This window comes from Halorhabdus sp. CUG00001, from assembly GCF_009797925.1.
GTDB lineage: Archaea > Halobacteriota > Halobacteria > Halobacteriales > Haloarculaceae > Halorhabdus.
Genome location: NZ_VOLB01000001.1, coordinates 1,105,875 through 1,118,816, shown reverse-complemented (window position 1 = coordinate 1,118,816; position 12,942 = coordinate 1,105,875). Strand labels below are relative to the sequence as shown.

Below are 12,942 nucleotides of genomic sequence, written 5' to 3'. Positions count from 1 at the left end.
GACTGCTGGGCTGGACTACTCGCTTCCGGGCTCGTGCGTGTCGAACCGTGCGGCGACGTACGCGACGGCACCCAACAGGACACCGAGAGCAAGGGCAACTGTAATCATTCCGTACGCGGCCATGCCCAGCGGGGAGGCCGGGAGTGACACCACGCCAAACAGTACCGGATCGACGATATCCGGTCGTGTGGCTCCGAGGATCGCCCCCATCAGTCCGGCGATAGCGATGACCACGAGATAGATGGCGATAACGACTCGGCGGCCCCTGTTGACAGTCCTGATTGACACAGCCACACTACGTGCCGGAGCCGATTAGGCTTTTCACGTCCCGACCAAAGAGCCGGTATGGAAGAGAAAGAACTCTTGTTTGTGGCACTGGTTGCGATCGCGCTGATGATGGGCATCGCCGCGTTCGTTCTCGTGATCGGGTAACAAAATGCGACAGGAGTGACTCGCTTACTCGTCGGTTTCGCGGCGCGGCGGGTCGTCGGTTACTGTGGGCTGTTGGCCGCCATCAGTAACGGCCTGTTGTTGGCCGCCGTCGGCTGCAGTGAGCCGGTCGGCGTGCCAGCCGAACTCGCGGGTGTACAGCCCGGACTGCTTGAGATCCCACGGGTCGGCGTCGGTCACCTTCGGGGCGTCGAGCCACGAGGAGACGACGTTCCAGACGAAGATCAGTTGCCCGATCAGGAGGATGACCGCGCCGACGGTCGCGGCTTGGTGGAGCAGTGTTTGGGCCTCGAGTGGGCCGACCGTGACCATATCGTAGCTCGCGTATCGGCGCGGCATCTCCATGTACCCGAGCAACAGCATCGCGAAGAAGGTCACGTTGGTGCCGATCATCGACAGCCAGAAGTGCCACTTCGCCAAGGTCCGCTGGTACATCTTCCCCGTGAAGATGGGGAACCAGTAGTAGATGCCCGCGAACACCGCGAAGGCGATCGCCCCCATGACGATGTAGTGGAAGTGCCCGACGACGTAGTAGGTGTCGTGGAGAACGAGATTGACCGGAATGGCAGCCAGGAAGACACCGGTCACGCCACCGATGATGAAATTCGAGATGAATCCGATCGAGAACAGCATCGGTGCCGCCAGTCTAATTCGGCCGTTCCACATCGTCGTGATCCAGTTGAACGTCTTCACGGCGCTGGGTATCGCAATGGCGAGTGACACTGCCATGAACGAGGCTCGCAGGCGTGGATCGATCCCGGTCGAGAACATGTGGTGGGCCCAGACGCCAAAGGAGAGCACCCCAATCGCCAGCGTCGAGTAGACGACGAACTTGAACCCGAACAGTTTCCGGCCGGCAAAGCGCGGAATGATGTAGCTGATCAGGCCCATCGGGGGGAGCACGAGGATGTACACTTCCGGATGGCCAAAGAACCAAAAGAGGTGTTGCCAGAGGATCGGGCCGCCACCTTCTCCGACCGCGTAGAACAGCGTCCCGAGGTTCCGATCGAGCAACAGCATGACGATGGCACTGCCAAGCAGCGGGAACGCGAAGAGGATCAGTCCCGACTGGGTGAGCATCGTCCAGGAGAAAATGTCGAGGTTGGCCCAGCTGACATCATCACCACGTTCGGTGAAGATTGTCACGATGAAGTTGATCGCCCCCATCGTCGCCGAGACGCCAGTCAGGTGCAACCCCAGAAGCATGAGGTCCGCGCCGACGTGGGCCTGTTCGACCGATAGCGGCGTGTACATCGTCCAGCTGGTCTGGGCGGGTGCGATCCCGGGGACGAGAAAGCCACCCCAGATGAGGAGCGCGCCGGGGGGCAACAACCAGAACGCGATGGCGTTGATCCGCGGGAAGGCCATGTCGTCGGCCCCGATCAACAACGGCACGAAGTAGTTCCCGAAGGCCGCGATGATCGGCGTACCGAACAAAAACAGCATCGTGATGCCGTGACTCGTCAGCAACGCGTTGTAGAACTGGGGACTAACCACGTCCGATGCTGGCGTGATCAGTTCGAACCGCATGACCATCACCATCAGTCCACCGATCGCCAGCGCGAGGAGTGCGAAGACGCCGTAGAGAATGCCGATGTCCTTGTGATCGACGGTCGTGAGCCACCTGGTCACACCCGAGGGCTTTTCGCGGTGGCCGTATCCGGTATCCTCGCCGACGGCGACGGCGCCGCCACCGGCCAGGGGCGTGTATCGCCGCCAATCCTCGATCCGCGTGAGGATCGCAGCGACCCCGACCAGGACGAGCCCCATCAGCACCGTCAACGCGAGCTGCTGTCCTGCCATAGACGTCAGTCAGCGTGGGCCGTACAAAAAGTGTGTGTTGGCGGCACCATTCCCTTACGTGACCGTCCCCTGATATTGAGGGGTTTTATCGTGGCTGTTCGGCGAACGGAAAATACTGTCTTCACGGTCGTCCGTTGTCGCCACACTCTCCCGTTTCACTCCCGTGTTTCGGGGAGTACGCCCGGGGGCTCTTCGGATTCGCCATCGCGTTCAGCGTTGGCGATCGCCCGGCCGGAGTAGTAGGTCAAGATGGTGAGCAGGACCATCATCGTACCGACGATCCCCAGTTGCAGGCCGGATGTGACGCTGTTCCAGCCGAAGGGGCTGGCGACGATGAACGCGACGAAGAAGAACACGAGCATCCCCAACGGAATGACGTTGACGGTCAGATCGAGTAGGGTCTCGTGGTCGAGCGGACCGATTTCCATGCCCGAACGTTCGGCAGTACGGATAAATAGACTGTTGGAACCGGAAATCGCGCCGTCCCAGCGCTCACTCACTCCGCGTTCACTCCGCCAGAGAGCCAGCGATCCCGATGGCGACCAGAATCGCGCCACTCCCAACGACTGCGAGCCCTCGCCCCACGATGCCGTTCGGATCGGTCACGACGCCGAGGACATCTAGGGTTGCGGGGTCAACCTGACTTGCCACCATTCCGACGCCGAAGAGGCCGAATGCGACGCCGAGGCCGGCAAGGGGCCGCCAGAGGCGCTTCGCGTAGCCCGACTCGACGAGGATACCGGCGACACTCCCGCCGAGCAACAGCAGGCCGCCGACGGCGACCGCGAAGTAGCCGACGAAGATACCCAGCTCCGCGAGCGCGAAGCCGAGCGCGATGAACACCGGCCAGGGGCTCGCGCGGCGAAACTCTCCCGTTGCCTTGGCCTGCTCGCTCATACTCCTGGTTGGCTTGCCGACCGGAAAGGTCCGTCGGAGGCGGCCGGTCTGGCGGGGATCGACGCTGCACGGCACGCGGGCGCAAAGTATATGGCTCGCATGGGACTTGTTCGTCACAATGACCACACAAGCCATCGAGCGAGTCGAGCAGTGGGAGACCCGCTCGTTCGAGGGAGGCTATCGGGGGCTGCAGACGCTCACAGACCGGGAGTTTTCCGGCGTTGTTCGGGCCACCGGCGGCACGCTCTGTATGCTCAACGGTACTGTCGTCGGCATCGTCGGTGGATCTATCGACGATTTCGAAGATGCCGATGGGACCGCGTATACCGCCCCGACGCCGGCCCTTCCCCTGCTGATCGTCATGCAAGAGCGCAGCGACGAGGTTCGAGGGAAGTACTACACCGAGGATACGCCACTTTCGAAGGTCGACTCGACGCTCTCGGACGGCGGATTCACGGGTTTCATCCAACTTTCCGAGAACGTTCTCAGCGGGGATTACTACGTCGTCTATCACAGTGGCCGCTCGATGAGCGTTGCCTTCGTCGGTGAGAGTGCCCAGTTGCTCGTCGAAGACGAGGCTTTCCAGCGGGCCGACGACGAAGTGGGGATCTACGAGGTTCGGCCGGTCGATATCGAACCAGTCGAGATCCCCGAGCCCGAGACGCCGCCTGCGTCCTCAGCCGAGGCTGCCGCCGGGTCCTCGGACACACCGGCGGCTGAGGACGAGGATTCTGACGTGCCCGTCTCCGCTGATACTGACGCCGAGGCGGCCAACGATACCGCACCCGACGATTCCGAGCCGGATTCGGCCGACCCCGCGGAAACGCCAACCGACGAGACAGCAACGCCGTCGACGGTCCAAGAGCCCGACACCACCGGTGGGCAGCCCGAGGCCGCCACGTCAGATGGGGCTGTCTCGACCGAACGTGCTCGGACAGACGACTCGACCAGTGAGCCAACTGCCGAGTCGAGGAGCGAGACCGGAACGGACGCCAACGCTGCAGCAAGGACGGAACCGGTCGCACAAGACAGTGAGTCGGCGGCGGGCGAATCGGCTCCCCCCGAGACGGCGGCTGAATCGCCCACGACGGAGACCGATCCCGAATCGACGACGCCTGCCGAAACGGCTACCCAGGAGCGCCTCGACGGAGCGGACCGACGCGCACAAGGGTCCACAGCGGCGGCCGAGTCGACACGACCGACGACGGAAACCGACACGGACACGCCGGAGAGAACGACGACTGATCGTCCGTCGGGGGATCGCGACCAGTCGGCGGACACGGCCACCGAAGGGCCTGCTTCGTCCGGGCAGTCGCCGACGGCCGACCAGCGACGGGAGACCGGAACGAGCGGTGCCGATCGTCCGGCCGACCGGTCTCCGTCCCGTTCCGGTGGATCGCCCTCGTCCGGGGAGGCTGTCGAATTAGAAACCCGGACGCTTCCATCACTGGATCCCGACCGCACTTGGAACGGCGACGAGCGCGAGCGCCAGCCCGAGGTCCCGACTGGGGAGTCAGCCAACCTACCATCAACCAGCGAACCCGAACCGGCAAACGAGCACCGTTCAAGCGGCCAGAGTGAAGCCACCGAGGCGAGCCAATCCACGGACACGGCCACGGCTGGCACGTCTGAGAAGCAACAACCCAACGCGGCGGCCCCCCCGTCAAGTGAGTCCGAATCAGCCACCGAGCCCGAACCCGAGCCACAAGCTGAGACCGAGACGGTCGCGGCGCTTCGAGAAACCATCGCGGACCGTGAACAGCGCATCGAAACCCTCGAAGCGAATCTCGAAACGACTCGACGGGAACGTGACGAACTCGAAACCGAGCGTGACGACCTACAGGCACAAGTAGAGCGATTGGAGGACGAACTGTCCGAACTCCGTGAGGAACTGTCTGATCTCCGTGAGGAACGGGAGATGCTCTCATCCCAACTCGAGGCCCACGACGGCACCGACGGCGAGACCCCCGAACGACGGCTCGGACAGCAGGAGGCCTTAGATGGTACTGACCTGTTTGTCAGATACGCCTCGAAAGGGGAGCCGACGCTGAAATCAGCCTACGAGAACGGCGCTACACGGGCCGACGTCAACCAAAACCTCGATGTCGAATCCCACACCCAGTTCGAGACGGAGGGGACGGTCGTTTCCGGGGATTCCTTCGAATCGTTCTTACACAGTACTGTCGAGCATCGCTACGTTTCGTGGATCGTCCGGCAGCTACTCTTCGAGATACGCGATACGGGACACCAGGACGCGCTTGCAGACCTCTACGACGCGCTGCCCCGGATCGACCGGATCGAACTCAACGGCACGACGGCTGTCGAATACACGGAAGACGGTCAGACGAAACGGTCACAGGAATCTTTCGACGTGGTGTTGCGTGACCGGATGGGCAACCCACTGATCGTCGCAAACATCAACGATTCCCGACAGGCTGCCACCGAAGACCAGATGTCCTCGCTGGTCACGGCCGCCACTCGCATCGGCGAATCGAACGCCAGCCTCGCCGCGGCGATGTTCGTCACGTCGAGTTTCTTCGAACCCGGTGCTCTGGAGACGGCTGCCGACGCGACTGGTGGCGGTCTCCTGAGCCGAGACAAACGGGAGAGTTACGTCAAAATCTCCCGCAAGCAGGGCTTTCACCTCTGTCTGGTCGAAGCGCGCGAAGAACAGTTCCACATGGCTGTCCCCGAACTGTGAGTCAACGGGTAGAACCGTCCCGATTAACTCTCGACTTGGGCTGCGTCCTCGATCTTCATGCCTTCCAGTTTCTCGATCGTCTGGTCGACTTTCTCGTCGAGGTCGTCGACGAATTCCTGGGTCTGCTCGGTCGTGATCGCTCCCTGGCTGGACGGCTCGATGAGGTTCTCTTCTTCGAGTACGCGAAGCGAGTACCGCACCTTGTGATGCGGGTAGCCTGTCTCGTTGGACATCTTCACGATGCCGATCGGTTCATTCTCGATGACCATCCGCAGAACCTGCAGATGTCGCTCCAGCATGTCCACTTCTTTCTCAAGCCTATCTATCATGGCACGTGTTAACTTGTGTTCGGAGGGTTTAAAGGTTGTTGTCCGTCCACGAAGAATTTCCTCGTGTGAGCTTGAGTGAGCGGGGATATAACCCTTGTGATAGAGTCACTACCAGAGCTACGGGACCGAAATCGGTTTATCGGGAGGGAAAAAACCCGGAGATAATGACTGTCACGATTGTCGGGTCGCAGTTAGGCGACGAAGGGAAGGGCCGCGTTGTCGACCTCTACAGCGACGACGCCGATGTTGTCGTCCGTTATCAGGGCGGAGACAACGCCGGACACACCGTGTGTCATGCCGGCGAGGAGTACAAACTCTCACTCGTTCCCAGCGGTGCGATCCGGGGTAAAGTGGGCGTCCTCGGTAACGGCTGTGTCATCAATCCACGGACGCTGTTCGACGAACTGGAAATGCTCGCCGATCGTGGCCTCGACCCGGACGTTCGAGTCGCCGAGCGGGCACACGTCATTCTCCCGTTCCACCGCGTGCTCGACGGCATCGAGGAAGACGTCAAAAGCGAAGACGACCAGGAAGTCGGGACGACTGGCCGCGGCATCGGCCCGACCTACGAGGACAAGGCCGGCCGCCGCGGGGTCCGGATCGGTGACTTACTCGACCCCGCGGTCCTCCGCGAGCGCCTGGAGTATATCGTCCCGCAGAAACGAGCCGTCGTCGAGGACGTGTACGGTCTGGATCCCGACGGCTTCGAGGAGTATCCCAATGCCTTCGACATCGACGCACTGTTCGAGGAGTTCAGCGAGTACGGCCGCCGCATCGAACGTGCAGGCATGGCCGTCAATGCCGGGGCGTACCTTACTGACGCTCGCGAGTCGGGTAACAACCTCATGCTCGAAGGGGCTCAGGGGACGGTCATCGATATCGACCACGGCAACTATCCGTTCGTGACCTCCTCGAATCCGACCGCAGGTGGGGCGACAGTCGGCACCGGGCTCGCACCGGGCGTTATCGGTGACGGTGAGGTCATCGGGATCGTCAAGGCTTACCTCACGCGGGTCGGGAGCGGCCCCCTGCCGACAGAACTGGGCGGCGTCGTCGGTGACACGCCCGGCTACGACCAACAGGGTGATGGCGACGACGAGGAACTCGCGACGTACATTCGCGAGGCTGGCGACGAGTACGGCACTGTCACTGGCCGTCCGCGACGGGTCGGCTGGCTCGATCTGCCGATGTTGCGTCACTCGACCAGAGTGAGCGGCTTCACTGGACTGGCGATCAACCACGTCGATACGCTTGCCGGACTGGACGAACTGCAGGTCGCGACTGCCTACGAACTCGATGGCGACCGTGTGGAGACGATCCCTCCGACGACCGAGCGGTGGGCTGACTGTGAGCCCGTCTACCGACGCTTCGAGGGCTGGGAGGACCACGACTGGGACGCGATCGCCGAGGATGGCTACGAGGCGCTGCCGGAGAATGCCCGCACCTACCTGGAGTTCCTGAGCGACGATCTCGACGTCCCGATCTACGCGATCGGGATCGGCCCCTCGCGTGAGGATACGATCGTCCGCCAGCGCCCGTACTGAGTGGCCTCGATACTCGCGGTCGCTTGTCTCTGGACGGCCTCGGCGACATGCACGTCAGTGGAGTTGTGCCATCGCTGGCCCGGTGAGATGGGGACCGTCCTGCTTCAGCCTTCACGTCGAGCGGCACGCTTTTGGCCCGCGGGAGCCAGGCATGTGGTATGCACGAAGAGCTGATGGACATCATCTGCTGTCCGCTGGACAAACACGACCTCGAACTCGACGTGGCAGAACGCGAGGACGGCGAGATCGTCGCCGGCACGTTGACCTGCAACGAGTGTGGCGAAACGTACCCCATCGAAGACGGCATTCCGAACCTCCTCCCGCCTGATATGCGGGAGGATGCCCCGGCCTGAAGCTTTTTTACCAGTCCCTGCGGACTATCAGGTGTGGCTGATCCGCTTCCCGTCCACGTCAACCGTGAGCAACTCCACGACCTAGGGGTGCCTCCGTCTTACGAAACGACGGGAACGTTCCCGATCCGGCTGATCAATCACGGCGAACCGTCACACGTCCACCTCCACCTCGATGATTCCCTGTCTGACGTTGCGAGACTCGAAGCGACCAATCACTACGTCGACGGCAATCACGAACGCTTCGTTACGGTCTCAGTCCAGGACGGCGTTACCCAACGGGGCAAACTCAAGATCGTCAGCGGGTACGGGGCGACGACCCGGTACGTCGATATCGTGCTCACTGAACCCGAGGAGGCCAACGGCTCAGTCACGGTCGACGAGTCCTTAGCCCACCCCCAGCCCACCGAGCCGGAGTCCACTGACAGCGTCTTCGAAGCGAGTCCAGCACTCCCGGTGATTGGCCTGGCTCTCGTGGCTCTGGTGTTCGCCCTCGCTGTTGCCGTCCTCCTCAAACAGTTCGTCGTTGCGGTCGGCGCGGTCGCCGTTCTGATTGGTGTCCTCGTGGCCGGGTACGTCCTCGTTTTCGAGTGATAAAGCTCACTCCGTCGTGTGCTCTTCGCTTGGGTCGCTTCCGTCAGCCATCTCGAACGCACCCGACGCGTCGCCCTCGAAGCGCTTGGCTCGAAGATATCGCGCTCGGTATCGGTTGGCACCCGCGCCAAGATCGGCTTCCCGAATCTGGTCAGTCTGGCCGCCGGCGACGGCCTCGACGATGGCTTCGAGCTGGTCGCGCTCGCTTGGCGTGAGCTCGATCTCGTAGGTCCGTGTCGCCTCGTCTTCGAGACTCGTCCACTCCTTGGCGGCAGCGACGAACAGCGAACACGGCTCTCGACAGGGGAACGACCCGTCACCTCGCGGCACGTCGAGTACCTCGTCTTCGGTTTCGTCCCACTCGCGTCGCTTGAGACACTCTGGGTCGACACAGCAGGCCTCGGCCGCCCACTGGAGGGCTTCGGACGGGAGTTCTGAGACCGACTGATACCGACCCGTCTGGCGCTGGGCGGCCTCGCGGTAGTGAGTCACGTCCAGGTCGCCCTCGCGCTCGCGATACCAGTTCTCGATCGTCGCCGGATACAACTCGCCCACAATCGAGAGTACGGCGTCGGGGTCGAGGTCGGGGAACACCCAGCCCCTTGGCAACGTCGGTGCGGTTTTGAGCGGTCGGTACCGATCACGGTCGTCGCGTCTGGCGATCGCCGTCGCGTCGTCCAGAGCCGTCTTGACTGCAAGCTCGCTGATGGGAACGTCCTGGTCGTCGACGTGCCGGACCTCGTATCGACGTGTCCCCTGGTCGGCCAGCCGCGCCGTCAGTAGCAGTTGCCCCCATTCCCGGCTCACGCCAGTTTCGAGGGCGTCGTAGCGTTCGGGGACCGTCGACTGCTCGCCCTCGCTTGCCCCTTCGAGCCACCGAAGAAACGCCCGTCCGGCCGATTGCTCGGGGGCGATGGCGTCCCAGTAGAACCAGTTGGTGACGGAGGCCGCCAGGGGGGCAGGCAGGTCCGCAAGCGTCCCGTCGGCGGCGACGGTCGTCGTTGATCCTTCTGTGGCCACGTGGAGCCTCTCTCCGTCCAGACGAGCCGAGAGTCCATCGAACTCGACGCCATCCGCTGCCGCTTTGGCAAGCGCCTCGACCGGATCGCGGTCCATACGCGTTCCAGGGCCGACAGCGGATAAAACACTCCGCCACCGGCAACTGTTCGCTGACACGCGCGGGCCATCTCGCCGTCGCTCCGGAGGTGGTCGCTCTCTCAACAGAACGATACGGTATCGTCGCCGCTTCGTTCAGGCTCGGTTCTAAGCCTATCGTTGACCTCGGCCCCGGCGTCGGCTGCCCGCTCGGCGACGACTTCGGCCAGCAACGGCTCTGTCCCGACGGCACCGGCATACCAGATCCGATGGCCGTCGACGGTAGCGGGCGTGTCCCAACCGGTCCGGTAATCGTCTGTCAGCCCCATGTCCTCGGGAATGTCCTCTTGGGTGTGATAGCCGTCAGCGATGAACAGGGGGACGACGACCACGTCATTACTCTCAAAGTAATCCGTCACGTCGTCGACTGCCGGCTCCTCGTCCATGAACAGCGCCTGGACTTCCCCAAAGCGGTCCCGAGCACGGATCCGATCGGCGTGATACCTGACGGCCTTCGCCGAGTTCTCGTTGCGTTCGGTGCCGTGGCCGACAACGGCCAGTCCGACACCCTCACCCACGTCGGGATCGCCGGTGACCGACTCCGCACGGCGGACGATCACGTCGCTCATCGCGTCGTGAGTCCCCACGGGGCCACAGTAGTGGACGGTCTGGGCGGTGTCTTGGGCCGAGAGCGTCGCCGCGACGGCGCTGGTCCCATCCGACTCCCAGCCGCTCCAGCCTGCAAGGCGGAACTCCCGGGGGATCACCTGCTCGGTGAAATACCCCTCACTGATGAACAGCGGCACCAGATAGACCTCCTCGCTGGGGACGGTCCGGAGGGCCTCCCGGAAGTGGGGCTGTTCCTTCCAGAAGGCGGGCTGGACGGTATCGAACGCCCCGGTCGCACGGAGCCGCCGGGCGTGCTCGTGGGCCGGCCGGCTCGACGCCGGATTGAGGTGGGAACCGTGGGCAGCGACGACGAGTGCGGGCATGGCCGGCTGTTGGCCGAGGGTCGTCTTAGCCGTTGGCCTACTGGGGATTTATGCGACTACCGGTCACACGGATGGATATGACGCTCGCAGAGCAGGCCCGAGAGGCCGTCCGGGCACGGCCGTTCGTCCACGAGGCGTTGCGGGCCGGGGTGATCAACTACTCTGCGGCCGCTCGGCTCCTCGACGTGGGCGAGGAAGATGCTGTCGCCGCCGCGCTCCGTCGGTACGGCGAGGAACTGGCCGACCGCGACGAACCGGACCGGTCGGCACGCGTCACGATGCACAGCGGGGTTGGCCGTGTCGAGGATGCCGACGACGGCCTCCTGATGGTCGATGACGCGACATTCGCCTCGGGAGAGGGGTCTCTGACGGCAGTGCTGGTCGATGGGGACGTCGACCCATCGTTGCTGACTCGTGTGTGCGCCCGCTTGGTGGCCGAAGACGTGGTTGTGCAAGCGGCGGGCGTCGCAGACGAATCGCTCGTCGTCGTGGTCGATCGCCGGGACGGCCCACAGGTCGTGCAGTTTCTCGAAGCACTGGTGTAGTGGGCGTCGCAACTGCCACTGCCGGCGAGGGAGGCGGTCCGCTCTCGCCACTGCAGTGTCGGGTCTCTCGATCCGACGGATTGAAACGCCCGCCGCCGAACCTTCAGCCAATGACCCTTCGCGTGACGAACACGCTTTCCGGGGAGAAAGAGGCCTTCGAGCCACGCGATTCCGACTCGGTACTGCTGTATTACTGTGGCTTGACGACCTCTGACCCGCCCCATCTCGGCCACGCCCGCGGGTGGGTTCACGTCGACGTCATGCACCGCTGGCTGGAGTGGCTCGGCTACGAGGTTCGCCACGTCGAGAACTTCACGGATGTCAACGAGAAGATCGTCGCCCGCGTCGGCGAAGCCGGTGAGAGCGAAGCTGACGTCGCTCGTACCTACATCCAGGACGTCATCCGGGACATGCGGTCGCTCAACCTCAAGCGGGCCGATGTCTATCCCCGTGTCTCCGAACACGTCCCCGAGATCATCGACCTCGTCGAGACGTTGATCGACCGGGGCTACGCCTACGAGACCAACGGTTCAGTGTACTTCGACGTGACTGAATTCGAGGACTACGGCACCCTCTCGAACCAGACTGTCGAGGAACTTGACGCCCAGGGTGATCCCGAAGAGCGTGGCGAGAAACGCCATCCCCAGGACTTCGCACTCTGGAAGGCCGACGGCGTCGCTCCCGAGGACATCGAGGAGCACCAACACCCCGAGGCTGCTTCCGCCGACGATGCCTGCCAGACGGCCCAGACGTGGGACTCACCGTGGGGCGAGGGGCGGCCAGGCTGGCACGTCGAGTGCTCGGCGATGAGTATGACCCATCTCGACGAGACCCTCGACATCCACGTCGGCGGCCAGGATCTCGTCTTTCCCCACCACGAAAACGAGGTCGCCCAGAGCGAGGCCGCGACTGGCCAGCCCTTCGCCAATTACTGGCTGCACGTCGGCCTGCTGGAAACGAAAGCGGAGAAGATGTCTTCCTCGCTGGGTAACTTCGCGACCGTCGAGGAAGCCATCGCGGCGTACGGCCCCGGCGTCGTGCGAACCTTCCTGTTGTCGACGGCCTATCACTCTCGGGCGACCTACAGCGACAAGACCCTCACGGAGGCAGAGGATCGATTCGAGCGCCTCAAGCGCGGCTACGAGCGGGCCCTCAAGGCGGCAGACAGCGTCGACGCGGGGACGAAAGTCGAAGCCGATGCTCTGCGGGAAGCCATCGAGGATACCCGCGAGGCGGTCCCCGAGGCGATGAACGACGACTTCAACACCCGTGAGGCGCTGGCCGCCCTAGAGGAACTGACCAACGCGGTCAACCGCCACGTCGACGAGCGAGAGGTTGCCGACTACCGTGGACTCCGGCGGGCGATCGAGACCTACGAAGCGTTCGGGGTCGAGGTGCTCGGATTGCCGCTTGGCGAGACAGGTGGCGACGGCGGCGACGTTCGACTGGCCGAGGACCTCGTTGAACTCGTATTGGACGTCCGCGAAGCCGAACGCGAAGCCGGCAACTACGAACGTGCCGACGACCTTCGGGACGAACTCGCTGCCCTGGGCGTCGAAGTCCAGGATAGCGACGACGGGCCGACGTACCGATTGCCCTGAGGCGAGTTGCTATCGCCGCGGGCGAACGCTTTTTTAGCAGC

At 63.4% G+C, this 12,942-nt stretch carries 13 protein-coding genes; 6 read left to right on the top strand and 7 right to left on the bottom strand.

The features are described 5' to 3' along the window. Positions 1-15 precede the first annotated feature (15 nt). The 4 genes from FR699_RS05550 to FR699_RS05535 form a co-directional block, all read right to left on the bottom strand. Positions 16-288 carry a hypothetical protein gene (locus FR699_RS05550; protein WP_158854617.1) on the bottom strand — a complete coding sequence of 91 codons (273 nt, stop codon included), beginning with the start codon at positions 286-288 and terminating at the stop codon, positions 16-18. A gap of 168 nt (positions 289-456) precedes the next feature. Beyond that, the gene (locus tag FR699_RS05545) at positions 457-2,220 is read right to left on the bottom strand and encodes a cytochrome c oxidase subunit I (protein ID WP_158855713.1); all 1,764 of its coding nucleotides are present in this window, start codon (positions 2,218-2,220) and stop codon (positions 457-459) included. 188 nt (positions 2,221-2,408) lie between these two features. Next, positions 2,409-2,681 (bottom strand): DUF6684 family protein, encoded by a 273-nt coding sequence (locus FR699_RS05540; RefSeq protein WP_158854615.1) that lies wholly within the window; start codon positions 2,679-2,681, stop codon positions 2,409-2,411. Between the two features lie 79 nt (positions 2,682-2,760). After that, positions 2,761-3,150, bottom strand: coding sequence for a cox cluster protein (locus FR699_RS05535; protein WP_158854613.1), 390 nt, complete (start codon positions 3,148-3,150; stop codon positions 2,761-2,763). Between the two features lie 118 nt (positions 3,151-3,268). On the opposite strand from FR699_RS05535, the gene FR699_RS05530 reads away from it, so the two are divergent. Beyond that, positions 3,269-5,851, top strand: coding sequence for a hypothetical protein (locus FR699_RS05530; RefSeq protein WP_158854611.1), 2,583 nt, complete (start codon positions 3,269-3,271; stop codon positions 5,849-5,851). A gap of 23 nt (positions 5,852-5,874) precedes the next feature. Here the strand turns inward: FR699_RS05530 and FR699_RS05525 are convergent, their stop codons facing one another. After that, positions 5,875-6,180: a hypothetical protein gene (locus tag FR699_RS05525; RefSeq protein ID WP_154551388.1), complete on the bottom strand. Its 306-nt coding sequence runs from the start codon at positions 6,178-6,180 to the stop codon at positions 5,875-5,877. Positions 6,181-6,344: 164 nt separating this feature from the next. Here FR699_RS05525 and FR699_RS05520 point away from each other — a divergent pair, with 164 nt between their 5' ends. From FR699_RS05520 to FR699_RS05510, 3 genes are all read left to right on the top strand, one after another. Continuing rightward, entirely contained in the window at positions 6,345-7,724 is a 1,380-nt protein-coding gene (locus FR699_RS05520; RefSeq protein WP_154551389.1) for an adenylosuccinate synthase, read from the top strand. Positions 7,725-7,882: 158 nt separating this feature from the next. Continuing rightward, entirely contained in the window at positions 7,883-8,077 is a 195-nt protein-coding gene (locus FR699_RS05515) for a methytransferase partner Trm112 (protein WP_154551390.1), read from the top strand. A 33-nt stretch (positions 8,078-8,110) separates the two neighbouring features. Then, positions 8,111-8,668 (top strand): hypothetical protein, encoded by a 558-nt coding sequence (locus FR699_RS05510; protein WP_154551391.1) that lies wholly within the window; start codon positions 8,111-8,113, stop codon positions 8,666-8,668. A 6-nt stretch (positions 8,669-8,674) separates the two neighbouring features. On the opposite strand, the gene FR699_RS05505 is transcribed toward FR699_RS05510, so the two are convergent. Beyond that, positions 8,675-9,784: a DR2241 family protein gene (locus FR699_RS05505; protein WP_158854609.1), complete on the bottom strand. Its 1,110-nt coding sequence runs from the start codon at positions 9,782-9,784 to the stop codon at positions 8,675-8,677. Positions 9,785-9,885: 101 nt separating this feature from the next. Then, complete coding sequence (locus FR699_RS05500) at positions 9,886-10,755, bottom strand: CbiX/SirB N-terminal domain-containing protein (protein ID WP_158854607.1); 870 nt, start codon at positions 10,753-10,755, stop codon at positions 9,886-9,888. Between the two features lie 77 nt (positions 10,756-10,832). Here FR699_RS05500 and FR699_RS05495 point away from each other — a divergent pair, with 77 nt between their 5' ends. Both FR699_RS05495 and cysS read left to right on the top strand, forming a co-directional pair. Beyond that, positions 10,833-11,300: a hypothetical protein gene (locus FR699_RS05495; RefSeq protein ID WP_158854605.1), complete on the top strand. Its 468-nt coding sequence runs from the start codon at positions 10,833-10,835 to the stop codon at positions 11,298-11,300. A 110-nt stretch (positions 11,301-11,410) separates the two neighbouring features. Beyond that, positions 11,411-12,901 carry a cysteine--tRNA ligase gene (gene cysS / locus FR699_RS05490; RefSeq protein WP_154551395.1) on the top strand — a complete coding sequence of 497 codons (1,491 nt, stop codon included), beginning with the start codon at positions 11,411-11,413 and terminating at the stop codon, positions 12,899-12,901. The last annotated feature ends 41 nt before the right edge of the window (positions 12,902-12,942 follow it).

What these genes read in the sequence shown, in the direction of transcription:
- FR699_RS05545 (WP_158855713.1), bottom strand. Translation starts at nt 2,220, where the DNA reads ATGGGGCTCGTCCTGGTCGGGGTCGCTGCGATCCTCACGCGGATCGAG.
- FR699_RS05540 (WP_158854615.1), bottom strand. Translation starts at nt 2,681, where the DNA reads ATGGAAATCGGTCCGCTCGACCACGAGACCCTACTCGATCTGACCGTC.
- FR699_RS05535 (WP_158854613.1), bottom strand. Translation starts at nt 3,150, where the DNA reads ATGAGCGAGCAGGCCAAGGCAACGGGAGAGTTTCGCCGCGCGAGCCCC.
- FR699_RS05530 (WP_158854611.1), top strand. Translation starts at nt 3,269, where the DNA reads ATGACCACACAAGCCATCGAGCGAGTCGAGCAGTGGGAGACCCGCTCG.
- FR699_RS05525 (WP_154551388.1), bottom strand. Translation starts at nt 6,180, where the DNA reads ATGATAGATAGGCTTGAGAAAGAAGTGGACATGCTGGAGCGACATCTG.
- FR699_RS05520 (WP_154551389.1), top strand. Translation starts at nt 6,345, where the DNA reads ATGACTGTCACGATTGTCGGGTCGCAGTTAGGCGACGAAGGGAAGGGC.
- FR699_RS05515 (WP_154551390.1), top strand. Translation starts at nt 7,883, where the DNA reads ATGCACGAAGAGCTGATGGACATCATCTGCTGTCCGCTGGACAAACAC.
- FR699_RS05505 (WP_158854609.1), bottom strand. Translation starts at nt 9,784, where the DNA reads ATGGACCGCGATCCGGTCGAGGCGCTTGCCAAAGCGGCAGCGGATGGC.
- FR699_RS05500 (WP_158854607.1), bottom strand. Translation starts at nt 10,755, where the DNA reads ATGCCCGCACTCGTCGTCGCTGCCCACGGTTCCCACCTCAATCCGGCG.
- FR699_RS05495 (WP_158854605.1), top strand. Translation starts at nt 10,833, where the DNA reads ATGACGCTCGCAGAGCAGGCCCGAGAGGCCGTCCGGGCACGGCCGTTC.
- cysS (WP_154551395.1), top strand. Translation starts at nt 11,411, where the DNA reads ATGACCCTTCGCGTGACGAACACGCTTTCCGGGGAGAAAGAGGCCTTC.